The sequence below is a fragment of the Mucilaginibacter sp. P2_A4 genome, assembly GCF_056405015.1.
In genome coordinates, this window is the sequence record NZ_JBFUCX010000004.1 from 415,303 (window position 1) to 439,552 (window position 24,250).

16 protein-coding genes are annotated in these 24,250 nt (G+C 43.1%); 11 read left to right on the forward strand and 5 right to left on the reverse strand.

All coding sequences use genetic code 11. From position 1 onward, the window contains the following. Positions 1 to 3 precede the first annotated feature (3 nt). Positions 4 to 933: a TIGR01777 family oxidoreductase gene (locus AC1DYB_RS10805; protein ID WP_477434775.1), complete on the forward strand. Its 930-nt coding sequence runs from the start codon at positions 4 to 6 to the stop codon at positions 931 to 933. Positions 934 to 1,118: 185 nt separating this feature from the next. Here the strand turns inward: AC1DYB_RS10805 and AC1DYB_RS10810 are convergent, their stop codons facing one another. Beyond that, entirely contained in the window at positions 1,119 to 2,354 is a 1,236-nt protein-coding gene (locus AC1DYB_RS10810; RefSeq protein ID WP_477434777.1) for a DUF3999 family protein, read from the reverse strand. Continuing rightward, the gene (locus AC1DYB_RS10815) at positions 2,326 to 4,734 is read right to left on the reverse strand and encodes a DUF2339 domain-containing protein (RefSeq protein ID WP_477434779.1); all 2,409 of its coding nucleotides are present in this window, start codon (positions 4,732 to 4,734) and stop codon (positions 2,326 to 2,328) included. Before AC1DYB_RS10815 ends, AC1DYB_RS10810 begins: the two co-directional genes overlap by 29 nt. Positions 4,735 to 4,881: 147 nt before the next feature. Between AC1DYB_RS10815 and AC1DYB_RS10820 the strand changes: the two genes are divergently transcribed. The 9 genes from AC1DYB_RS10820 to pgl all read left to right on the forward strand — a co-directional run bounded on the left by AC1DYB_RS10820 (position 4,882) and on the right by pgl (position 16,779). Next, entirely contained in the window at positions 4,882 to 7,263 is a 2,382-nt protein-coding gene (locus AC1DYB_RS10820; protein WP_477434781.1) for an alpha-L-rhamnosidase-related protein, read from the forward strand. 294 nt (positions 7,264 to 7,557) lie between these two features. Beyond that, positions 7,558 to 8,313: an ROK family protein gene (locus tag AC1DYB_RS10825; RefSeq protein WP_295720689.1), complete on the forward strand. Its 756-nt coding sequence runs from the start codon at positions 7,558 to 7,560 to the stop codon at positions 8,311 to 8,313. 20 nt (positions 8,314 to 8,333) lie between these two features. Then, complete coding sequence (gene tkt / locus AC1DYB_RS10830; RefSeq protein ID WP_477434784.1) at positions 8,334 to 10,337, forward strand: transketolase; 2,004 nt, start codon at positions 8,334 to 8,336, stop codon at positions 10,335 to 10,337. A gap of 116 nt (positions 10,338 to 10,453) precedes the next feature. After that, positions 10,454 to 11,161, forward strand: coding sequence for a ribose 5-phosphate isomerase A (gene rpiA, locus AC1DYB_RS10835; protein WP_477434786.1), 708 nt, complete (start codon positions 10,454 to 10,456; stop codon positions 11,159 to 11,161). A 190-nt stretch (positions 11,162 to 11,351) separates the two neighbouring features. Further along, positions 11,352 to 12,443: a transaldolase gene (gene tal, locus AC1DYB_RS10840; protein ID WP_295720686.1), complete on the forward strand. Its 1,092-nt coding sequence runs from the start codon at positions 11,352 to 11,354 to the stop codon at positions 12,441 to 12,443. 10 nt (positions 12,444 to 12,453) lie between these two features. Beyond that, a complete protein-coding gene (locus AC1DYB_RS10845) occupies positions 12,454 to 13,083 on the forward strand; it encodes an HAD family hydrolase (RefSeq protein WP_295720685.1) in 630 nt (209 codons plus the stop codon). Beyond that, positions 13,080 to 14,504 carry an NADP-dependent phosphogluconate dehydrogenase gene (gndA, locus tag AC1DYB_RS10850; protein WP_477434788.1) on the forward strand — a complete coding sequence of 475 codons (1,425 nt, stop codon included), beginning with the start codon at positions 13,080 to 13,082 and terminating at the stop codon, positions 14,502 to 14,504. The genes AC1DYB_RS10845 and gndA overlap by 4 nt, the downstream gene beginning before the upstream one ends. A 25-nt stretch (positions 14,505 to 14,529) precedes the next feature. Then, on the forward strand, positions 14,530 to 16,047 hold the full coding sequence (zwf, locus tag AC1DYB_RS10855; RefSeq protein WP_295720683.1) for a glucose-6-phosphate dehydrogenase: 1,518 nt from the start codon (positions 14,530 to 14,532) through the stop codon (positions 16,045 to 16,047). Positions 16,048 to 16,050: 3 nt separating this feature from the next. Beyond that, complete coding sequence (gene pgl / locus AC1DYB_RS10860) at positions 16,051 to 16,779, forward strand: 6-phosphogluconolactonase (RefSeq protein ID WP_477434790.1); 729 nt, start codon at positions 16,051 to 16,053, stop codon at positions 16,777 to 16,779. 108 nt (positions 16,780 to 16,887) lie between these two features. On the opposite strand, the gene AC1DYB_RS10865 is transcribed toward pgl, so the two are convergent. The 3 genes from AC1DYB_RS10865 to AC1DYB_RS10875 all read right to left on the reverse strand — a co-directional run bounded on the left by AC1DYB_RS10865 (position 16,888) and on the right by AC1DYB_RS10875 (position 21,663). Then, positions 16,888 to 20,034 carry a GH92 family glycosyl hydrolase gene (locus AC1DYB_RS10865; protein WP_477434792.1) on the reverse strand — a complete coding sequence of 1,049 codons (3,147 nt, stop codon included), beginning with the start codon at positions 20,032 to 20,034 and terminating at the stop codon, positions 16,888 to 16,890. A gap of 545 nt (positions 20,035 to 20,579) precedes the next feature. Continuing rightward, positions 20,580 to 21,305 (reverse strand): DNA repair protein RecO, encoded by a 726-nt coding sequence (gene recO, locus AC1DYB_RS10870; RefSeq protein WP_477390659.1) that lies wholly within the window; start codon positions 21,303 to 21,305, stop codon positions 20,580 to 20,582. Further along, positions 21,295 to 21,663: a diacylglycerol kinase gene (locus tag AC1DYB_RS10875; RefSeq protein ID WP_477434794.1), complete on the reverse strand. Its 369-nt coding sequence runs from the start codon at positions 21,661 to 21,663 to the stop codon at positions 21,295 to 21,297. The genes recO and AC1DYB_RS10875 overlap by 11 nt, the downstream gene beginning before the upstream one ends. Before the next feature lie 149 nt (positions 21,664 to 21,812). Here AC1DYB_RS10875 and AC1DYB_RS10880 point away from each other — a divergent pair, with 149 nt between their 5' ends. Next, positions 21,813 to 24,146, forward strand: a complete 2,334-nt coding sequence (locus tag AC1DYB_RS10880; RefSeq protein ID WP_477434796.1) for an efflux RND transporter permease subunit — start codon at positions 21,813 to 21,815, stop codon at positions 24,144 to 24,146. Positions 24,147 to 24,250 lie beyond the last annotated feature (104 nt).

Sequence of the window (24,250 nt, forward strand, 5' to 3'; positions counted from 1 at the left end):
ATCATGAAACCATATAAAAAAATTGTACTCGCCGGGGGGAACGGTTACCTGGGTACCGTGCTGGCGAAGTACTATAAAGACCTCGCCGATGAGGTGATTATTCTTGCCCGCAAACAAGTCCCCGCTATTGATAACATCCGCACAGTGGTTTGGGATGGCAAAACCGCAAACGGATGGACAGTACAGCTCACCCATGCCGATATGCTCATTAACTTATGCGGCAAAAACGTAAACTGCCGCTATACTAAAAAGAACAAAGCCGCTATCATTGCATCACGGGTGGTGCCTACCAAGTTATTGGGCGATGTGATCCATAAAATGACCGACCCGCCAAAGCTTTGGATCAACGTTACATCTGCCACCATATACCGCCATGCCGAAGACCATCCGCAGGATGAGGCAACCGGCGAAATAGGCTATGGTTTCAGTATTGATGTTTGTAACCAATGGGAAAACGCCTTTTATAAAAGCGAAACCCCGCACACCCGCAAAATTGCCCTGCGCATGGGCATCGTGCTCGGTCGCAGCGATAGCGTTTTCCCGCGCCTGCTTAACCTGGTAAAAATAGGCATGGGCGGCAAACAGGGGGATGGCCAGCAATACCTGGCCTGGATACATGAGCATGACGTAGCCCACAGTACCCAATACTTGTTAGATCATCCCGATATGGAGGGCATCTATAATTGTACCGCTCCGGAGGGAGAAAAGAATGCAGATTTTATGCGCATCATCCGCAAAGCTTACGGCATGCCCTTTGGTTTGCCTGCACCACAATGGCTGCTGGAAATTGGCGCCCTGGTTATTGGCACCGAGCCGGAGCTGATATTGAAAAGCCGCTGGGTAAAACCGCAACGCTTACTGGATGCCGGTTTTGAATTTGAGTACCCAAAGGCGGAGTACGCGATACATGATATTTTGAGTATAAAGGGGTGAAAGGCTTTTTTGTTGTCATCCTGAGTAATAGCGAAGGATATGTTCACGTACTGGTTAAAAAAACTTTTGTCATCCTGAACGATAGTGAAGGATCTGTTATTCGCCATGCTTTTTCGCCCTGTACAGTCTGCGAATAGATCCTTCGTACCTCAGGATGACAAACCTTTAAAAATCTTTTAATCCATTCATTTATCTACCTCCGTTTTCTTACCCACTTCTTTCGTCATTTTTAAAGTGAGGAACAGCAACAAGCCCAGCGATACTACAATGGCTATCCATATAAAAACTGTATAATCCTTGCCTGCTTTGGCTTTTTGGGCCGGGAGCAAATTGTTTTTAATAACCGCCTTATGGGCTATGGTTGGGATATTATCCTTAATACTATCAGCAAAAAATTTCAGATCGTACTCCGGGGCCTGGGCGGTTGAATCGCCGGCGAGCAGGTGGTAATTCTGCTTATTATCCAGGTAGCCGATAATGTACTCATCAGCCTGGTAGGCGTTGATGCCGCTGATGGTTAAAGGCTGACTATCAGCGTTGCCAATCTGCAATAATAATTCTTTAGCCTTTGCAGAAAATAGCAGGTCGTTGTTTTTAGCGGAGTTTAGTTCAGCCTCAATTATCGCTTCTTTATAATTGTCCGTTACCTGGTAAATGGTAATATTGCGTTTAAAGTATTTTGGCGATGTGATGTTTAAATGCAGCTTATTTACCTGGTAATTATCATTTAATTTTATGGTGATAAAAGTAGTTTTGTTGCTATCGACACGGGTAAATCGAAGACCAGGTATTGGAGAGTAGGCAAGTGTTTTGGCATATTCTGTATAGATGCCTGCCTGCAGGAACTTAATAGGTGCTTTCCTTTTATCATCAACCAAAATTTTCAAATAACGGTAGCTGCTGGCCGGGAACGATAGCGATTGCATATAAGTACCCTCGCTGTTCTGCACCGCTTCCTGCAGGGGGATCTCCTCCTGTATGGCAAACCACTGTTTAAGGTCATCGCTGCCCATGAGGTTTACTTTGCGCTGTACAGCTGTATTCTGCAGCCTTATCCAAAGGCGGTCGAGCGGCAGGCCGGTTTTGTTTTCAACGGTATATGTGGTCCCGGTATCTGTTGGGAGGCGGGCATCTATCGTACTAAAAACAACAAAGCTTTTCTGATCTTTTTGCGGCAAGCTACCGGCTTCTATATAAGGGATAAAATTGCCTTTGGCATCGGCAATCCTGATATCGGCCTTATCCGCCATGGCTTTCGCCACAAAAGCGGGTTGCAGGCTAATGCGGTAAAAGCCGGTAGTATCCATCTTTTGCAAGCCTGCTCTATATTTAAAATTCTTTTGTGCCGATGCCGATAGCATCAACCCGCAAAAAAGAGCGGTTAATGCTACGTTACGCTTCCTTGTTCTTAGCTTCATCATCAACAATAATTTTTTTAACCTTTTGGTACATGAACGATATAATAAGCAGCAAAACACCCAGGCAAAAGAAAGCCGCTATTTTACCCGCCTGCGGGATATCAACAATATCAAACAAAAATAATTTTAATAAGGTAAGCGAGAACAGGCTTAATGATACAATACGCATGGTGCGCATTTTATAGTGCATCCCCAGCCACATCAGCGCGAAGGATAGCAATCCCCACAAAATAGGCAAGCCGGTTTTGATGTAAACGGTTTCTATCCGCTCAATAGAATGTAGTTTGCCGTAAAACAAAATGTTGCTAAGCAGGCATACCTCTAAACTTAAAAAGGTGACAATGCCCGCGCTCAATATCCAGGTGAACAGGGCTTTCATGCCATCATCAAGCGAGGTTTGACATAGCCGGATGGTGCGATAAAACAACAATGCAATGAAGGCGGCGCTTAGCCAATGGGCTGCAAAATGATTGGATGGCGGCTTGTTGGTGCTGAGCATACCCGTTAGCAGTTCAAAAAAATCGGGCATGAAGGTAAGGTAAACCGTGATACAGATGAGTAGTATACCCATGCGGATGTAGTGATTGAACTTTAGGGCCGGTGCTTTTATTGATACCAGGTAATAACCATACACAAATGCCGGGGTATACAGCATCATGTATAAAATATTTAAAGTAGTATCCGGATAGCGGTTTAAAAACTGGTGATTGATCTCAAACAATCCGCTCAAAAATAACAGCGCCAGGCCGGCTATACTAAACAGCTGCTTATTGGTACCCAGGCCATAAACTTCTTTTGATTCATCCCGCCCTACCAATACCGAAAGCAGGGATGAGCTTATAGCCGCAACAAAGGTGGTAATAAAGCCCTTGTTGGCAATAATGGTTAAAGTAATAGTATGATTGGTATACAACTGGTACCAATCCATAAACAAACTCAGCAGCATGGCCGCCCACAATATAAGCGAGGTAAGTTTCATGAGCTTAATGGACGAACGCAGGTACAGCCAGTAGAGCAACACGGTTTCAGTAGCCCAGAAAAGCGTAATGCTATTTCCGTGCAGCTGGATAGGTGCGGCCAACGAAATAAAAGTTAGGGTAATACCTATAAGCAGGTACAAAATATTGGTATCCACCTTGCGGTTGCGGAACAGGATGTACGATAATACGAGGTTCACCACCGCCAGACTCACACAAAATAAACCGCGGAACGCTTCGGCATGCATCATGGTAAGCAGGTATAAACCCGCGGCAAAATACAGGGAGGTGTTAATAAGCAATATGCTGAAATCGGAGCTGATAAACTTTTTGTTCTCTTTTACATTATTGGCCACATTAATGGCAAAGTAAAGCACATAAAATATGCTGGCGTAAATAAAGCCATAATGATAGGTTGGCGCTGTAAGGGTATACAGTACCCCTGCAAATACAATTACGGTAAACCCGAAGGATACAATATTAAGTATGCGCCACGCTTTGTAATAGGCAATTATTAAAAGGCCGGTGTTTAGTATCAGCAGGTAAATAAATAACGCGTCGTAATTGGCCTTGCCTGTACTCACCATAAACGGACTTGCAAAACCGCCCACCAAAGCAATAACCGCAAGCTCCTGCCTGTCATACAACAGGGAAAGCAGCACCGCGAAAATGGTAATTACGATTAGGATAATGAACGAAGTGGTTTGGCTAAACAGGTTAAACTGGTGAAAGGCCAGCGTTATGGTAAAATAAAACACCGCTAAGCCACCACCCGCTAATACCGAGCTGAAAGCTTTATAGCTGTTGCGCAGCCAGTGGGCAATACCTATTAATATAGCACCGCAGGCAATGCCAATGCCAACACGACCGGCAGGGCCAACCCAGCCGCTATCAATAGCGAATTTTACAAAATAGCCTATGGCAAGCACCAGTATAGCGATCCCGATTTTATTGATGAGGTTTTCGCCAATGAATTTTTCCAGATCGGGGTGGCTTTCAAAAAACGACGGCGACGGCTCTTTGGCTTTTGGCGGATAAAGATCTGTGGTTTTAACCGGGCGGCGAATGGTTGATAAACTATCGCCAATAACTTCGGGCTGTTTTTCAACTTCGATGGGTTTAACGGTTTCCGGTTGTGGTTTTATTTCTAACGGGGCTGGTGGCCGCGGCGGGGCAACGGGCTCTGCCGGCGGTTTTACCTGCGGAATTTCTTTTATAACGGGCTTGGGTGCCTCCTCGCGTTTGGGTTCTTCATCCGCAGGTCGCGATACCCTTAAATGTTCTATCATGCGCTTTAACTCCAGTATCTGGAGTTCCAGTGCTTCAATATGACGGTTAACGCTGCCTTTGTTGTTTATTACTAATACAACAATCAGCAAACACAGAAATACGGTAAAAACATCCATAACATTAGGTTTAGCAAAAACTAAAGATAGCGGATTTATGAAATAATAAGCATTTATTAATAATTATGGGGGCAAGCCACATCATTTTAACTTTAATTGTAATTTAGCAGATAAGCCGTTTTAACCAATAATAAACCCATCTTTTTAATGAAAGCAATTTTAAAGCTCATGCTGTTGATCGTATTTATATCAGCGGCATTTATTAGCTATGGCCAGTCTCCCAATCCAAAACTTTTAAAGGGGCCATGGAAAGCGTTTTGGGTTACAGTACCCACAGAGTCGACAAAAGATTATGGTGTTTATTATTTCAGGAAGAATATCGATTTAAAAGACAAGCCCAATTCGTTTATCATTCACGTATCTGCCGATAACCGGTATAAACTATATGTTAACCAAACGCTGGTATCATTAGGGCCCGCCCGCGGCGATACCTATTACTGGAATTATGAAACCGTTGACCTTGCCCCCTATCTTAAAGCAGGCAATAACAACATATCCGCTGTGGTTTGGAACGATGGCGATTACCGCCCCGAAGCCCAGATCTCTATCCAAACGGGCTTTATTATGCAGGGAGATACGGAGGCCGAAGCTTTGATCAATACGGATAAAAGCTGGAGGTGTATCCGCAACACAGCCTACAAGCCTATTGTGGGTGTGGGGTATGGAACCTACTATGTAGCCGGACCGGGCGAGCGGGTAGATATGAATTTGAGCATCGATAATTGGAACGCGGTTAATTTTGACGATAGCGGCTGGAAAAATGCCGTTAAGATTGATAATGGCAACCCCAAGGGAACGGTAAATGCTTTCGGCTGGATGCTGGTGCCATCTTCTATACCGCCGATGGAATTGAAAACCCAGCGCATTGCGGTACTGCGTAAGGCTGAGGGTATAAATGTTCCGCAAACATTCCCGGCACTAAAAATGGCGCTAACCATACCGGCAAATACAACCGCTACCCTATTGCTTGACCAAACCTTTTTAACCAATGCTTTTATATCACTTAACTTTAGTAAAGGTAAAAACGCGGGTATCGGTTTAAGTTATGCCGAAGCGCTGTTCACCAATTTGAAGGGGCCACAGGGGCTTGTAAAAAGTAACCGGGATGATGTGGAGGGGAAAATATTCTCGGGCCGCAGGGATAGCATTGTTTCAAACGGTTCAGCCAATCAATCATTCAATAGCCTAACCTGGCGTACCTACCGCTACATACAGTTGAAAATTAAAACCGGGGATGAGCCTTTGGTTATTGACGATATTTATGGCACATTCACCGGCTACCCCTTTGAGTTAAATGCCAAACTACAGGCCACGCCCGAAATGCAAAAGATGCTGGAAATTGGCTGGCGAACGGCCCGCCTTTGCGCCGGTGAAACATATACAGATTGCCCCTATTATGAACAATTGCAATATGTGGGCGATAGCAGGATACAAGCCCTTGTATCGTTTTACAACAGTGGCGATGACCGCCTGGTACGCAATGCCATTAACCAGATGGATCACTCGCGTGTGGCCGAGGGTATAACCCTGAGCCGGCATCCGTCGTTCTCGCCTCAAATTATTTCAACATTTTCTTTATGGTATATAGGTATGCTGCATGATTACTGGATGTACCGGCCCGATAGCGCTTTTGTTAAAGATAAATTACAGGGAGTGCAGGATGTGCTGGCATTTTTTGGCAAATACCAACAGGCCGATGGCTCACTAAAGGACACCCCCTATTGGACATTTGCCGATTGGGTGAACAGTAAAGGATGGGATTTTGGCGTGGCCCCCAAAAGCGCCAACGGCAGCTCGGCCCTGTTAGATCTGCAGTTGATGTGGGCATACCAGCAGGCTGCAGCAATGGAAGCTAAAATGGGTGTGCCTTTTTTTGCTGATATGTATGCCAGTAAAGCGGCCCAGCTAAAAGCGACCATCCAAAAAAAGTATTGGATAGCCGATAAGCAGCTATATTCAGATACTGAGGATCAGCAGCTGTTTTCACAGCACACCAATTCGCTGGCCGTGTTAACGGGAATGGTATCCGGTGATGATGAGATAGCGTTGAGTAAAAAACTAATGGTCGATAGTTCGCTTACGCAGTGTACCATCTACTTTAAATACTACCTGCACCAGGCTTTAATAAAGGGTGGCTTTGGTAATGATTATTTAAAATGGCTGGATATATGGCGCAAGAACATCAAGATGGGGCTCACTACCTGGGCCGAGATCTCTGACCTGAAGCATAACCGATCAGACTGTCATGCCTGGGGAGCCAGCCCCAACATTGAATTTTACCGTACCATTTTAGGGATAGACAGCTACGCGCCCGGTTTTAGCAAAATAAAAATAGAGCCACATTTAGGCGAGCTTAAAAATATCAGTGGAGAAATACCGCATCCAAATGGAAAAGTAACGGTAAAATATAAGCTTGAAAAGGGTAATTGGAATATAGAGATTACCCTGCCCCAAGGCACATCTGGAGTTTTTATATGGAAAGGTCAAAATTATACGATTAATTCAGGTAAAAACAAGGTAATTGTATAAAAACCACTTAAAAAACATGGTGTAAATCACATTTTATCGGCAAAATCCTAACAAAAAGCACATTTTGTATCATTTTTGCCATTTTTGAGTAAAAAAACTTTGGTTTTCTGTTTGAAAAGTAAAAAGCAACACTAACTTTACCCCTGTAATGTTGATTGCTTATTGTATTAGTTACACTTGCGCTAATTGAATATTTAACAATCTGATATTATTAAAAATGTGATATTTACGCGCTACAATTATTAAACCACCCTGCTCAGCCGCAGGTTTGCCAGCTCGCTAAAATCAATATTTATGAAAAAAACTACATCACAGGTAAAAATTCTTTCAATCGATATCGGTGGCTCACACATTAAAGCCACTATCTTAAATAAAAAGGGTGAGCTGAAAATGGATTATGATAAGGTCCCGACCCCGGCCCCGGCAAGTCCTGATAATTTGATCAAGGCCATAAAAACATTGGTGAAGAACTTCCCGGCCTACGATAAAATTTCGGTTGGTTTCCCCGGCTATGTAAAAAATGGGGTTATAAAAACAGCCCCAAATCTCAATACCAAACTATGGGCCGATGTTGACCTTACCAAAAAAATAAGTGATGCATTAGGTAAGCCAACGCAGGTAGTAAATGATGCAGATATGCAGGGCCTGGGCGTAGTAAATGGCAAGGGCCTGGAGATGGTAGTTACACTGGGCACTGGTTTCGGTACCGCCTTATTAATGAATGGTCACTTGTTACCTCACTTTGAGCTGGCCCACCTGCCCGTTAAAACCGATAAAACCTATGATCAATATATAGGTGAAAAGGCATTGGAAAAATATGGCAAAGAAAGATGGAACAAGCGGATGCAGAAAGTTTTTGAAATATTAAAAACAGTATTTAATTACGATACTTTATACATTGGAGGCGGCAACTCTGATCTGCTTACTTTTAAGCTTGATAAAAACATGAAGATAGTAACCAACGCCGATGGCATCAAGGGCGGTGCAAGGTTATGGATCGACGATGTAGAAAGCAAAACCAAACGCGAAATATCAACACCAACAGAGTAATATACAATACCCACAATACAATGGAAAACACACAGGACATAGAAAAATTAGCAATAGATACCGTAAGGATCTTATCGGCAGATGCAGTTCAAAAGGCAAACTCGGGTCACCCTGGTACAGCGATGGCGCTTGCTCCTATGGGCCACGTTTTATGGTCGAAGTTTTTAAATTACAATCCTAAAAACCCTGATTGGGCAAACCGCGACAGGTTCATCCTTTCGGCCGGGCACGCTTGTATCCTGCAATACAGCTTTTTGTATTTAACAGGCTATGATTTGAGTTTAGATGATATGAAGCAATTCCGCCAGTTGCACAGCAAAACCGCCGGTCACCCGGAGTACGGTTTGGCTCCTGGTATTGATGTTACTACAGGTCCTTTGGGTCAGGGTTTTGCAAATGGTGTTGGTTTTGCCATTGCACAGAAACATTTGGCAGCACGTTATAACAAGCCTGGCTTCGAGCTTTTCAATTATAATATTTACGCAATTACCAGCGATGGTGATATGATGGAAGGCGTTACGTCTGAAGCGGCTTCATTAGCTGGTCATTTACAATTGGGTAACTTAATTTACCTGTATGATGATAACCATATCTCAATTGAAGGCAGTACAGATATTGCTTTTAACGAAGATGTAAGTGCCCGTTTCCGCTCATACGGCTGGCAGGTACAGGAAGTAGCTGATGTGAACGATACTCACGCTTTGGAGCTTGCTTTAATTAACGCCAGGGCCGAAACACAAAAACCATCATTAATCCGCGTACGGTCGTTGATCGCTTATGGCAGTCCAAATAAATCAGGTACAGCAGGATCTCACGGTTCGCCGCTTGGTCCGGATGAAATTAAGCTGGTTAAAAAATTCTTCGGCTTTGATCCTGATAAATCATTCAACGTACCAGATGAGGTATTGGAATACTATCATGCAAAAGGCGCGAAAGGTGCTGGCAGCGAAGAAAAATGGAATAAACTATTTGCCGATTATAAAGTTAAATTCCCTGAATTAGCTGCAGAATACGAATTAGCCAGCAGTGGCGAATTGCCAGCAGGTTGGAAAGATAAATTGCCTGTATTTAAAGGCTCTGATCCTAAAATGGCTACCCGCCAGGCATCTGGTAAAGTGTTAAACGCCGTTGCGGCAAGCCTGCCAAACCTGATAGGCGGCGCGGCAGATCTTTCGCCATCAACAGAAACTAATTTGAAGGAATTTGATTCTTTCACCTCCGAGAACAGGGCCGGCCGTAACTTCCACTTCGGTATCCGTGAGCATGCCATGGGTTCGGCAATGAATGGTATGGCGTTAACAAAGGGTGTTATTCCTTTTGGTGCTACCTTTTTAATGTTCTCTGAATACATGCGCCCTCCTATCCGTTTGGCGGCCATCATGAAGATAAGCCCGATATTTGTTTACACTCATGATAGTATTGGTTTAGGCGAGGATGGTACAACCCACCAGCCTATTGAACAATTGGCGTCATTACGATCAATCCCTAATATTACGGTTATCCGCCCGGCTGATGCCAACGAAACCGCGCATGCATGGCGCGTTGCACTTGAGCACAAAGGTGGCCCGGTTGTATTGGTGTTTACCCGCCAGGGCTTACCTATCCTTGATCAGGATAAATACGGTAAAGCATCTGATTTGGAAAAAGGCGCTTACATACTATCAGAAGCAAGCAAGAACCCTGATTTGATATTAATGGCAACAGGATCTGAAGTTGCATTGATCATGGATGCCCAGGCTAAATTAGAGGCTGATGGAATTTCAACCCGCGTGGTAAGTATGCCATCATGGGAGTTGTTTGAAAAACAGGATGCCGCTTACAAAGAAAAAGTATTCCCTAAAGCAAACAGAAAACGTTTGGCTGTTGAAATGGCATCCCCAATGGGCTGGCATAAATACACTACAGACGAAGGTGATATGTTAGGCATGACCACCTTTGGTGAATCTGCCCCGGCAGAAGACCTGTATAAGTTTTTCGGCTTTACAGTGGAGAATGTAGTTAACAAAGCAAAAGCGCTATTATAGGTTAGTATCAAGTAGCGAGTATCAGGTAGCAAGACATCATTTGCATATTTGATACTCGCACTTATCTAAGCGTATCAAATCTTGATACTTGATACTAACTACTTGATACTGAAAAAATGATTTGGGAAAGTAGTTTAATAAAAAACCTTAGTTGGTCATCAGAGATCATTAATGCCAGTGGCAAGCAAAAGGTAGCGCAGCAAATTGCCGGTATGGTAAAAGATGGCGATGTACTTGGCGTGGGTTCCGGCTCAACGGTTTATATGGCTTTACTGGCCATTGCCGAAAGGATCAGGACAGAAAAGCTGAATGTGCTGGCAATTCCAACTTCGCTGGAGATCTCTATGTTTTGCAGCAAGCTGGGCATCCCGCTCACCAGTTTATTTGAAAACAAACCCGACTGGCTGTTTGATGGCGCGGATGAGGTTGACCCTAACGACAGCCTGATTAAAGGCCGCGGCGGCGCCATGTTTAAAGAAAAGCTATTGATCAGCTCCAGCCCCGTTAATTACATTATTGTAGATGACTCAAAAATAGTGGATAAAATAGGTACTAATTTTCCTATCCCTATTGAAGTGTTTCCGCAGGCTTTATTGCATGTAGAGGCAGAGTTAAAAAAGCTGGGAGCCAATAGTATAGTGATACGGCCAGCCAAGGGTAAGGATGGGCCCATTATTTCGGAGAACAACAACCTGGTTTTGGATTGTCATTTTGATGAAGTGCCTAACAGCCTGGAAAGGGACATTAAAGCTATTACTGGAGTAATAGAAAGCGGACTTTTTATAGGGTACGATTTGAAAATACTGGTAGCATCAAACAGCTAAATTGTTTTATGCCGCCAGAGCAGAACGATGATATTATACTTACAAAACATAGAATATTAATTAAGAACTTTACATAGTCATTCAAACGAATACCTTTACACAAATTATTCCACTTAGCATACGGACTTTGTAGGCTGCTAAGTTTAACTACTGAACAAATATTAAAAATTGAAATTTTAAAACGACCAATATGGCAACTAATAATGTAAAACAGATACATGATTTCGGACAGAGTATCTGGCTTGATTTTATCGACCGCGAAATTATCGCATCCGGAAAGCTGAAAAAATTAATAGAAGAAGATGGTGTTAGAGGAGTAACCTCAAACCCTGCAATTTTTGAGAAAGCCATAACCAGCAGCGCTGATTACGATAAAGACATTAAGGAACTTGCAAAAACAGCAGCAAACAACGAAGAGTTATTCTTTGGTTTAGCTATAAGCGATATTCAACAGGCAACTGCCCTGTTTAAAGGTGTTTACGATGAGTCTAACGCCGAAGATGGTTATGTTAGCCTTGAGGTATCTCCATTTTTAGCATTAGATACAGAAGGTACTGCCAAACAAGCAGAAGAGCTTTGGAAAAAAGTTGACCGCGAAAACGTGATGATTAAAATCCCTGGTACAAAACCGGGTTTGGCGGCTATTCAGCAATCAATTGCAAAAGGTATCAATATCAATGTAACCTTGCTTTTTGGCCTGGATCGCTACGAAGAAGTAACCGAAGCTTATATTTCTGGTTTAGAGGAGCATTTAGCTGCCGGCCATAAAGTTGGCCATATAGCATCAGTAGCAAGCTTCTTTTTAAGCCGTATTGATGTTATTGTTGATCCGCTATTGGAAGCAAAAGGCGAAACCGCTTTAGTTGGCGAGGTTGCTATTGCATCTGCTAAAAAAGCTTACGAAATTTATAAAAGAGTTTTCAGCACCGAAAGGTGGCAAAAACTGGCCGCACAAGGCGCAAAACCACAGCGTTTGCTATGGGCAAGCACAGGCAGCAAGAACCCTGCATTTAAGGATACCAAATATGTTGAGGCCCTGATTGGTCCGGATACTGTTGATACCGTTCCTTTAGAAACTGTTGACGCTTTCCGCGATCATGGTATTGCTGCAAACACTTTAGAGGGTGGTTTAGAAGAAGCAACCGCTACTTTAGCAAAACTGAAAGATTTAGGTATTGATTTAGATGCTATTACCCAACAACTGGAAGATGAAGGCATCGAAAAGTTCAACAAGCCATTCGAGAAGCTTTTGAACGCTATTGAAGATCAGAAAAACAAATAAAACTTAACCTATGGAAGTTGCAGATCTAAAGATACTCTTTTTCGATATAGGTGGCATTTTGCTATCGAACGGTTGGGGGCATGAAGCCCGCGAAGAAGCGGCCAAAAGGTTTAACCTTGATTGTGATGAAGTAAACTCCCTGCACAATTTTATATTTAACGTATATGAAATTGGCAGCATCTCGCTTGATGAATACCTGGATACGGTGGTGTTTAATCACCCGAGGGATTTTGTTCGTGAGGATTTTAAGGATTTTATTTACTCTACCTCGGTTGAGTTGCCCAATATGCTGCAATGGCTAAAGGAGTGGAAAAAGGACTGTGGCTTCCGTATTATTTCTGTAAATAACGAAGGTAAGGAGCTTAACGATTACCGGGTGCGCAAATTTAAACTGCATGAGTGTTTTGATGCCTTTGTATCATCATGCGAAGTAAAAATGCGCAAGCCTGATCCGGGCATCTGGCAGCTGGCTATGGGTATTGCCCAGGTATCGGCGCAGCAATGCGTGTATTTTGATGATAGAATGATGTTTGTTACCACAGCGCAAAAACTGGGTATCCGCTCATTTCAGCATACCAGCTTTGAAAATACCAAAAAAATATTAGAAGGTCTAAAAAAAGAAAACCTCAAAACAACATGAGCGCAACAACAGATAAATATGCTTTTGGCATGATAGGCTTAGGCGTTATGGGCCGTAGCTTACTACTCAATATGGCCGATCACGGTTTTGCCGTAGCCGGGCATGATAAAGATGCCGCTAAGGTATCATCATTAAATGATGAGGCCGGCGATAGAGCCGCTAAAGGCTTTGGCGATGTAAAGGAATTTATTCAAAGCTTAACCACGCCACGCGCCATCATGATGCTGGTACCTGCCGGTAAAATTGTGGATGCTGTAATTGAGGAGCTTACTCCTTTATTGGAGAAAGGCGATATTTTAATTGATGGCGGTAACTCTCACTTTACTGATACCAATCGCCGTGTTGAAGAGCTGGAAGCTATTGGCCTGCATTTCTTCGGTATGGGTGTTTCTGGTGGTGAGGAAGGCGCTCGTCGTGGTCCAAGCATGATGCCGGGTGGCGATAAACAAGCCTACAACGTAATGAAGCCAATATTTGAGGCCATTGCTGCTAAGGTTGATGGAGCGCCATGCGTAACTTACATTGGCCCTGGTGCATCTGGTCACTTTGTTAAAATGGTTCACAACGGTATTGAGTACGGTATTATGCAGGTAATTGCAGAAACGTATGAGATACTTAGAAAAGGCTTAAAGCTGGATAACGACGCCATCCAAAAAATATTTGCGCAGTGGAACGCTGGTCGTTTACAGTCATTCTTGTTGGATATTACTAAAGATATTTTTGCCTATAAAGCACCTGGAACAGATCACCTGTTGCTGGATGATATTAAGGATGAGGCAAAAGCCAAAGGTACCGGTAAATGGACATCACAAGTGGCTATGGACCTGGTTACCCCTATTCCAACCATCGATACTTCGGTATCCATGCGCGATCTGTCAAAATACAAACAACTACGCGAAAAAGCTTCCGCTTTATACGGAGGCGATATTGAATTAGCCGGTGATAAAGAAGAATTGTTGGTTGCTCTTGAACAGGCATTCTACTTTACTTCTATCATTACTTATGCGCAGGGCATGCACCTGCTGTCAAAAGCATCTGAAGAATACAAATACGATCTGCATTTGGGTGAAATTGCCAAGATATGGAGAGGTGGCTGTATCATCAGGTCGGAGTTTTTGAATGATATTTATAACGCATACAATAAGGATGCTCAATTACCGCATTTATTACTGGATAGCGATGTGCAGAAACTGGTAAGTGAAACATTGCCGGGTATCAGGAAAATACTATCGGGTACTATTGCCGCGGGTGTTGCAGCTCCGGGATACGCATCTGCTTTAAGCTACTTTGATGCCTTCCGCAGCGAAAAAATGCCATCGAACCTTACACAGGCCCAGCGCGATTATTTTGGCGCACATACTTACGAGTTGATAGGCAAAGAAGGGACATTCCATACACAGTGGACCAAAGCCGAAGACTAACTATAAACTATTAAAGCTGATCACAATGAGCTCAAGCACAAAATCAGACCCTACTATATTCATTATTTTTGGCGGCACCGGAGATTTAAACTCCCGTAAAATTGCCCCTGCACTCTATAATCTTTTTTTAGATGGATGGATGCCTAAGCAATTTTCTATAATTGGTACCGGTCGTACAAAATTAACCGACGAGCAGTTCAGGGAAAACCTGCATAACGATATCAACCAGTTTTCGCGCACCGGTAAAGCCGATGATAAAAAGTGGGCCGAGTTTGTAAATAATATCTATTACCAGGTATCAGATGCTAACGACTTTGAAACCTATAAGGAATTTGGCAAACGTATTGAAAAACACAATGCCGAGTGGAAAACTAAAGCCAACGTATTGTTTTACCTGGCGGTAGCACCAAACTTTTTCCCTATCATCGCATCTAACATATCAAAAGCTAAACTGGCCGAAGATAAAAAACGCGTAAGGATCATCATCGAAAAACCATTTGGTCATGACCTGGAAACTGCAAAAGAACTTAATCAGTTATTGAAGAGTATTTTTGACGAGTGCCAGATCTACCGTATCGACCATTACCTGGGTAAAGAAACCGTTCAAAATATAATGGCATTCCGCTTTGCCAACTCCATTATGGAGCCGCTGTGGAACCGTAATTACATTGAACACGTACAAATCTCGGTTACCGAGCAATTGGGTGTTGAAGAACGCGGTGATTATTACGATGGATCGGGCGCGATGAGGGATATGATTCAGAACCACCTGTTGCAATTGCTTTGCCACATAGCTATGGAACCACCGGTTAGCTTTAGCGCCGATGAAGTACGCGACCGCAAGGTTGATGTATTAAAAGCCATGCGTAAATTTACACCAGAAGATGTACGTAATTCGGCCGTTAGGGGTCAGTACGGCAGCGGATGGATGAGGGGTAAAGAAGTTTCCGGTTACCGTGAGGAGCCAAAAGTTAATCCTGAATCAAACACCGAAACTTTTGCCGCTATAAAATTCTTTATTGATAACTGGCGCTGGCAGGGTGTTCCTTTCTATTTACGTACAGGTAAAAGAATGCACCAGTCTTCATCAGTTATTACCATTCAGTTTAAAGATGTTCCGCATTTAATATTCCCTACAGAGGCCGCCGAAAGCTGGCAGCAAAACAGACTCATTATCAGCATTCAGCCAGAAATGAGTATCCGTTTGCAGGTACAGGCCAAACGCCCCGGAATTGATATGGTATTAAATGCTGTTGACATGGTATTTGATTATAAAGGCACCTATACCAACCAGGCACCCGAAGCTTATGAAACCCTGATATTGGATACCATGATGGGCGATCAAACGCTGTTTATGCGTGGCGACCAGGTAGAAGTAGCCTGGGAACTGGTTATGCCTATTTTAAGTACCTGGCAAAATAAAAAGAGTCTGAATTTTCCTAACTATTCTGCCGATTCATGGGGCCCTGAAGCCGCTGAAGCATTGATTGCACGCGACGGCTTTAATTGGTTTACGTTACCCGTAGCCGGTAAAAAGCAATAAATTATGAATTTAAATATCTTTAACACTGCCGATGAGGTGCTTACAGCATTGGCAGATTATTTTGTTAAAATAGCCGATGCGTCAATTGCAGCCAGAGGCAAGTTTACGGTAGCATTATCAGGAGGAAGTTCTCCTAAAAAGCTGTATGAACTGCTGGCCTCCACAAGCTATGCCGACCAGGTTGATTGGGAAAAGGTTTATTTCTTTTTTGGAGATGAGCGCAATGTACCGCAGAATCATAAGGATAGTAATTACCTGATGGCAAAAACGGCCATGTTTGATCCTTTGATGATAAGCCCGGCCAATGTATTCGCTGTTGATACTACATTTGAGCCTGCAGAGGCTGCCGCAAGATACTGGGAAATGATCTCCACCTTTTTTGATGAGGATGAGCTGAGTTTTGATCTTGTATTGTTAGGCTTAGGTGATAACTCACACACTGCATCGTTGTTTCCGCATACGCCGGTTTTACATGATACAACACCAGGTGTAAAGGAAGTATGGTTGGAAGATCAGCAGGTATGGCGGATTACGCTTAACGCGCCACTAATCAATGATGCCCGCTACATAGCGTTCCTGGTTTATGGCGAAGGAAAAGCTATTGCCGTACACCATGTGCTGGAAGATGAAGAAAACATTGAAGAATATCCTGCCCAGCTGATAGACTCTATCGTTGGCGAAACGGAGTGGTTTTTAGATGAACCCGCCGCCGCGAACCTGGAAGGGGAATAAATGAAAACCATTTAATGGTTTAAGACTCTCAAGAAACAGAAAAGCCCTCCGTTGTAATAACGAAGGGCTTTTTTGTTGTGAAATATTGTGATAAAGTTTAGGTTTCGGTTATTGCGCCGGCGGCATATCTGCCGAGCCCCAGCTGGTATTGGCCTTTGGACCCATCTCTAAAACAAGCTTACCGCCCTTTAATAGCTCGGAAGCCGGGAACCAGAAGGAATGTAACTCCCTGCCGTTTAATGTAGCCCGTTGAACGTATTTATTGTTGCGGGATGAATTTACAGCTTCAATGATAAAGCTTTGGCCACGAGCGTACTGCCCGTCCAGATGGATGGTCACTTTAGGGAATATAGGGCTACCTATTTCATATATAGGGTGAGAACCTGTACCGCCATCTATCTGGAACAAGCCCAGGGCGTTCATGATAAACCATGAGCTCATTTGCCCCTGGTCTTCATCACCTAAGTAGGCGTTTGATACCCCAAAACCGTAAAAACGATCAACGATGGAGCGACTCCAGCGCTGGGTTAACCAGGGTCTTTTAACCCAGTTGAACAGGAAGGCAAAATGCATGCTTTGCTGGTTTCCTTGTATCACCGGGTAATCCCAATATTGATCGCCGGGGGCGTTAAAGCGAAGTTTGTAGCTTTCTGCAAAACCCCATGATAAACGGTCAATAAATTTATCGGTGCCTATAGCGCTGGCCAGTCCCGGTACATCCTGAGGTACAAAATAGGTAAGCTGCCATGAATTACCTTCTACATAATGTTCATTAGCCCCGGATTTAAAGGGATCAAAATTTGGAAACCACGCCCCATCTGATTTTTTTAGCCTTGCATAGCCGGTTTCCTTATCTATAATGTTTTTCCAATAGCCAGACCGGTCTTTAAACTCATCATACTCCTTTTGTTTCCCCAGTGATTTAGCAAATTGCGATACCGTATAATCGTCATAAGCATATTCAAGTGTGTTGGAGAAGCGGCCGATGTCATAAGGCACATATTTATATTTAAGGTAGGCCTTCAGATCCTCGTTGCCAGCAAAGCCTGCTGCGCCTACTTTTTGTGCCGGTGTGGTTTGCATTTTATAAACGGCTTCAAAAGCTTTTTGCGCATCAAAATCGCGGATGCCCATTTGGTATGCGCCAACTATGAGTGGTATTTCATGCTCGGCAACCATTACGGGCACGTAGTTCATACCGGCAGGGCCCTTAGCCAGCCAGCCATTGGCATCATACATGGCCAGCTGCGAATGCACCCATTTTGACGACCACTCTGGTGTAACCAAATTCCAAAACTGGTTAAGGTTCCAAAAGGTGTTCCAAAAGGCATCGCAGCCCATAGCTAACGAATTTGGATCTTTAAATTGCTGTTTGCGTTTGCTTGCATCTATCCACTCGCCATTTACATCGCTCCAGGTGTTACGGCTGGCCAGCGCGCGGTACATATTGGTATAAAAGCGCATTTTTTCGCGGGAATCATTGCTGCCTATCTCCAGGCGGTTAAACAGCTTGTTCCAGGTATCCCGTTGCGCGTTGCGTACTTTACTAAAGCTCCAGCCAAAAGGGGCGCTAATTTCTGTGGACAGGTTTTGCGCGGCATTTTCATCACTTACCAGTGATATACCGGTACGGACTTGTATCACCTGGTTGCTGTTGGTATCAAACTCAACAAAAGCACCCGCTTTGCCAGGGTCAATACTGCTTAAAATATCTTTATCGGCTACGGTATTATTTACCCAGGTGCCAAACTTTTTGAACGGACGATCAAACTCGATTACAAAATGGATGGTATAATCCTGGTTTACACCGCCAGACCATACATTTTTGCTGAATTGCTTGCTTGAACCTTCTATTCTGGTATCGCTTATCTTTTTTAATGTTACATCCTTCAAATTATAACCGTACTCGGCGGGTATTTTCAGGTCTATCATCACCCGGGCATTGGTAGCCTTAGGGTAAGTATAGCGCATAAAGCTACAGCGCGTAGTTGCAGTAAGCTCAGCCTTTATGTTATAATCGGTAAGCTGCACTTTGTAGTAGCCTATCGGGGCTTCTTCACTGGCTTTATCTATTTTTGATCTATACCCATCGCCGGGTTTGGATTCATCGCCAACACTGGTTTTTAACGGCCCGCTTGTTGGAAACATGCCCAGGCCAGCCATTGTCCACTCGTGAATATGGCTAAATGTGCCAATGCTTTCGTAGATAGGATCATAACCGGCAGACCATCCCCCGTTTTGATTATCGGGACTTAACTTTACCATACTAAATGGCATCCATGGTCCGGGCGCTATCATCCAGCGGGAATGCGCGGTACCAATCCGGGTATCGCCATAGTCAGCCGGGGTAATAACAGCCCGTGGCATGCGTTGAACAGTGCCGGTTGCAATAGCTTCACCATCGCTGTAAATTTGGTAGCGGCTTTTTGTTGATACAGCAACAGCAGGCATGGGCACCTCTAACTGGTAACGTGCCGAATCAAGCTTTTGTGTAAACACCGGCTCTCCATCAAGCTTAACCGTTATTGTGGGGTTGCCTTTCAGGTGCTGAACATCAACCAGCAATGGCTGATAGCGTTTGCCATCGGTTTTCAACTCATAAGAGGCTGCTTTTACTTCGCGTAGAAAAACATCTGTAGGGTTAATGAGCTTTAATGTTTGCGGGCCATCTAACCTTACCTGGTCAAAAACCAGCCATGAGCCATCAAGCGTGGTTAATTGTACCTCGTTGCCGCCTTCATGTAACAAGCCTGGCTTTACGGCAATATTTATTTTATAGGGATTGGCTTTAGTAAAATCTCCCATAATGGTATTGTCGGTATTTGAAGATGCGGGCAGCTGATATTTGAAAGGTTTGCCATTAATAAGCACCTTAAACAATGGTGGTAATTGGTTTTGATAGCCGGCAATATTAATCACCAGTTGGCAGTCGGCGTTTTTAGGTAAGCTGGCAATGCCAAAAAGAATATTGAGAACATTTGTACGTGTGCCCGATGTTGACCCCGTACCACCCCAGCCATCTTTGGGGCCAGGCAAAGTATATGGCCAGTCTTTTTCGGGTTTAGAAAAGCCTACCAAAAAGTATTGGTCTTCCCAGCCAAAATCGTCATTCAAAAAATTAGCGTATTTAGCCGGGGCCAGTGCCATACCCTGGCTGTTACCATCAGCTTTCCCTATTTCCCATATGGTTTTTTGCTGGGCCGATAAAGGGATTAGTTTTGCGCACAAGAGAATACTTAGTATTACTTTTTTCATGATCATGCTTCTATTAGCCACATGTTATAACGTACTATAACATATGCCTGTAATGTAAAATATTGCGCAAGATAATTAGCGAAAACTACAATTCCAATTAATGTATATACAATAAACTTATTTGTATGGACATTTAACTATTTTCAGGCCTGAAAGATGTTGATTTATATTTCTTGCTTATTATGAACAAGCTTAACCCGAACGAAAAACAGCAATGTGTACAGATTGAAAAAGCCTGTGTTTTGGGCATTTTTGGTAGCGTAAATAGTAAAATTGAGGACTTTTTTTTAAAAACAACACGGTTTTCATGAAAAAGCACACTTTTTTGATAAAAAAGTGCTTTTTTTTATCAAAAAATTAGTCTACCAATTCTATAGTGCATATATTTGTATTAATTGTTATTATCGATCTAACCAATTAGTTCTTTATGGTAAATAATGAGGTCAGTCAACTAAAAAAAAGAGGCAGCCATTGGCTTTCTCTTTTTTCTTTTAATGGCATTATTTTTTTTGGATAAAACACATCAGCGATCACGCCGGGAACTCCTAAGATAACACCTCCTCCAGCACATCTCCCGAACGGATATTACCAAAGCCTTCAATATGCATGGCATAATACTCCATCAATTTATGGATCAGGTATCGCCTTTCATCATTACTCAATTTTAATTGGTCCATATTCTCAAAGCTGCATTGCAGCACCTGGCTAAAGTTTTGGGTATGCGGGGGCGATAGGTACTGTAGACTATCGGGCTTATACTTACTGAATGTTCCATTTTTCAGATCGAAGTAATCGGCATGGCCAATTAAAGATCTATCCGGATAAAAACCCAGGTAACGGGTAAGCTGGGTTAAAAACAACAGGTGAAAGTTGGATACGTTTCCGGTTTGGTGATCGAGCCATTCAATAGCGTTAAACACAAAATCAAAAATGTCTTCTTCTGCCGATTGCTGCTTTATCGCTTTATACAGCACTTCGTTCAAAAACATGGCGATGCAACTTTTTATTACATCGTAAGGGATAGTTTGCAGTACGGGCGCGTTTTTAAGTTCGGTAATGCGCTGTACACTGCCGGTATTTTTATGGTAAACCACCAGATCAAGCAGGTGCAGGGGCTGCAGCATGTTGCGGCCTATTTTGGCCCGTGGCTTTTTGGCGCCGTTGATAATGTATGACTGCAGACCAAATTTTTCGGTAAAGATTTGTACAATCACACTGCTTTCACCGTAGTCTGTTGCTTTAAATACAATACCCCTGGTTTTATGCAGCATGCGTAATCAATAAAATTAGTTTTGGTAAAAAAATAACTATGCCGGTGATGAGCGCAAATGACGCGGCTATCACCACCGCTGCGGCGCACACATCTTTCACGTGACCAGCCTTTTCATGGTATCCCGGTGATACAAGATCGGTAAGGGTTTCTATGCCGGTGTTTATAAGTTCGGTTACCAGCACAATGGTTATACTCAGCATAATCCATTGCCACTCGCCAAGGGAAATCTGTAGCAAGGCCCCCAAAACAACGGCAATAAATGCCAATGTCAGGTGAATTCTGAAATTGGGTTGGGTTAACGTAGCATATCTTAGGCCTTTAAACGCAAAGCCAAAACTGCGTAACAGTCTTTTCATGCATCAAAAATACGTGTAATTGGCTTATTTATTTTATGCTTATTTACCGGGTTAAGGCCGTGAAATTGCTTATTATCACAAAGTCAATAAGTTCAATCGGCAGATAGATCAATTTTCGTAGTTTTGCGGCGCTCTTAACTACTACAATAATGTTCTGGAAAAATACGGCTTCATTCATTCTTAAAAATAGGCTCTTTGTATTAATAGGCGTTGTGGCGCTGAGTATTTTTATGGGATATCAGGCATCCAAAGTAAAAATAACCTTTAATGGTGGCAAAGTACTACCCATTACCGATTCGGCCTATATCCGTTATAACCAATTTAAAAAGATGTTTGGCCAGGATGCTTCGTCTATGGTTATTGGCATAAAATCTGACAAGATATTTGATAAGGATGTGTTTAATGACTGGTACCAGATAGGCGACAGTCTTAAGCATGTAAAGGGAGTTAAAGCAGTAATATCCGTTGCCAATGTTTATAAACTCCAAAAAGATACTGCTCAACATCGTTTTGTTATAAAGCCCCTGGTTATAGCGCCATTGGCAACAACACAGGCGGTTGATAGCGTAAAGCAACAAATAGCAAATCTTCCGTTTTACAAGGGCCTGGTTTTAAGTAACGATGGCAAATCAACCTTAATGGCCATTACGTTTGATGATAAAATCATCAATACGGCATTCCGGGTGCCTATCATCAATAAAATAAAAAAACTGGGCGCGGCTTTTGAGCAGAAGCATGGCATAGTAGTACATTACTCGGGTTTACCACTTATTCGCACCGTGGTTGGCGATTTGGTAGCGCATGAATTTACCATGTTCCTTAGCCTGTCGATATTAATCACAGCCTTGATATTATTGCTCTTTTTCCGCTCCTTCTTCCCGGTTATTTTCCCGGTGATCATTGTTGTGTTGGGGGTAGTATGGAGCCTGGGTACATTGGTGCTTATGCACTATGAAATGACCATACTTACCGGCATCATCCCTCCCCTTGTGGTAGTTATCGGCATTCCCAATACTATTTTTATCCTTAATAAATATTATCATGAATTTGCGTTGTGCGGTAATAAGATGCGCGCGCTGAATGTAGCTATCGAAAAAGCGGGTATAACTACCTTTATAGCCAATGTAACCACCGCAATTGGCTTTGGTGTATTGTGTTTTACCAACAGCGAACTGCTAACCCAGTTTGGTTTGGTGGCATCCATAAGTATTATGGCAACCTTTGCATTGAGCCTTATCCTGGTGCCCATTATTTTTAGCTATTTGCCATCGCCAAAATCGGAAACAGCGGGTATTAAGGATAGTAAAGCAATGAATAAGCTGCTTATTGGTTTAGATCACCTGGTACACAACAAAAGGCGAACGGTTTACATAACCACCCTGGTGCTTATTGTAATATCGGCCATCGGCATCTTCAAAATAAACATTAACGGCTATGTGGTTGATGATTTGCCGAGGCACAATAATACACTGGAAGATTTGCGGTTTTTTGAATCGAATTTTAACGGTGTGCTGCCTTTGGAAGTAAGTATTGATACCAAACGTAAAAATGGCGTAATGAACCAGGTTGTTATTCGGAAGGTTGAAAAGCTGGAAAAATTGATATCATCATACCCGGAGTTTAGTCGCTCTATATCCCTTATACAGGTTTTAAAGTTTAGCACCCAGGCTTTTTATGGAGGCAACCCCGAATATTACCGCCTGCCCGATGGGCTGGAGCAAAACTTTATCCTCAACTATGCAGGCAACTCGGGCAAGAGCTCCAATGCGCTCAGCACCTATTTGGATAGCACCCGGCAGGTAACCCGGGTAACGTTTGAAATGGTTGATGCCGGATCAAAAAAAATGAATGTAGTGCTCGCTAAACTGCAGCCACGGATCGATTCTATATTTAACCCGAAGAAATTTCATGTGGAGCTTACCGGCAGCAGTATCATATTTATAAAAGGCACAAACTACCTGCTCACCAACCTGTACGAGAGCCTTGCCTGGGCAATTTTGTTAATTGCCGTGGTGATGTGGATTTTGTTCCGTGGGATAAAAATGATAGCTATATCCTTATTGCCAAACTTGGTGCCATTAATAATTACAGCAGGCATCATGGGCTTTTTTGGCATTCCGCTTAAGCCATCAACCATCCTGATATTCAGCATAGCAATGGGCATCTCCAGCGATCAAACGATATACTTTATCACCCGCTACCGCCACGAGTTGCGCAACAGCAACAAAAGTATTTCAGAAATTGTATCTGATACTATCCGCGAAACTGGGATAAGTATGATATTTATAGCAACGGTACTATTTTTTGGTTTTGGTGTTTTTGTGGTATCTAAATTTGGTGGTACGCAGGCTTTGGGCATCCTGTTATCAATCACGCTATTGGTAGCGATGATTAGTAACCTTACCTTATTGCCGGCATTTTTGTTAAGCCTTGAAAAAGGTACAAATCGCAATAAATTAAAGGGACCGGATATAGAGGAATAGCTTCACCCCGGCCCTCTCCTAAATATCGGGAGTTAGTAAAAGGTATTGAAGTATAAAAAATAAAGCAACAAATTTGTTCATCAACCCCTCTCCCCCCCGGAGAG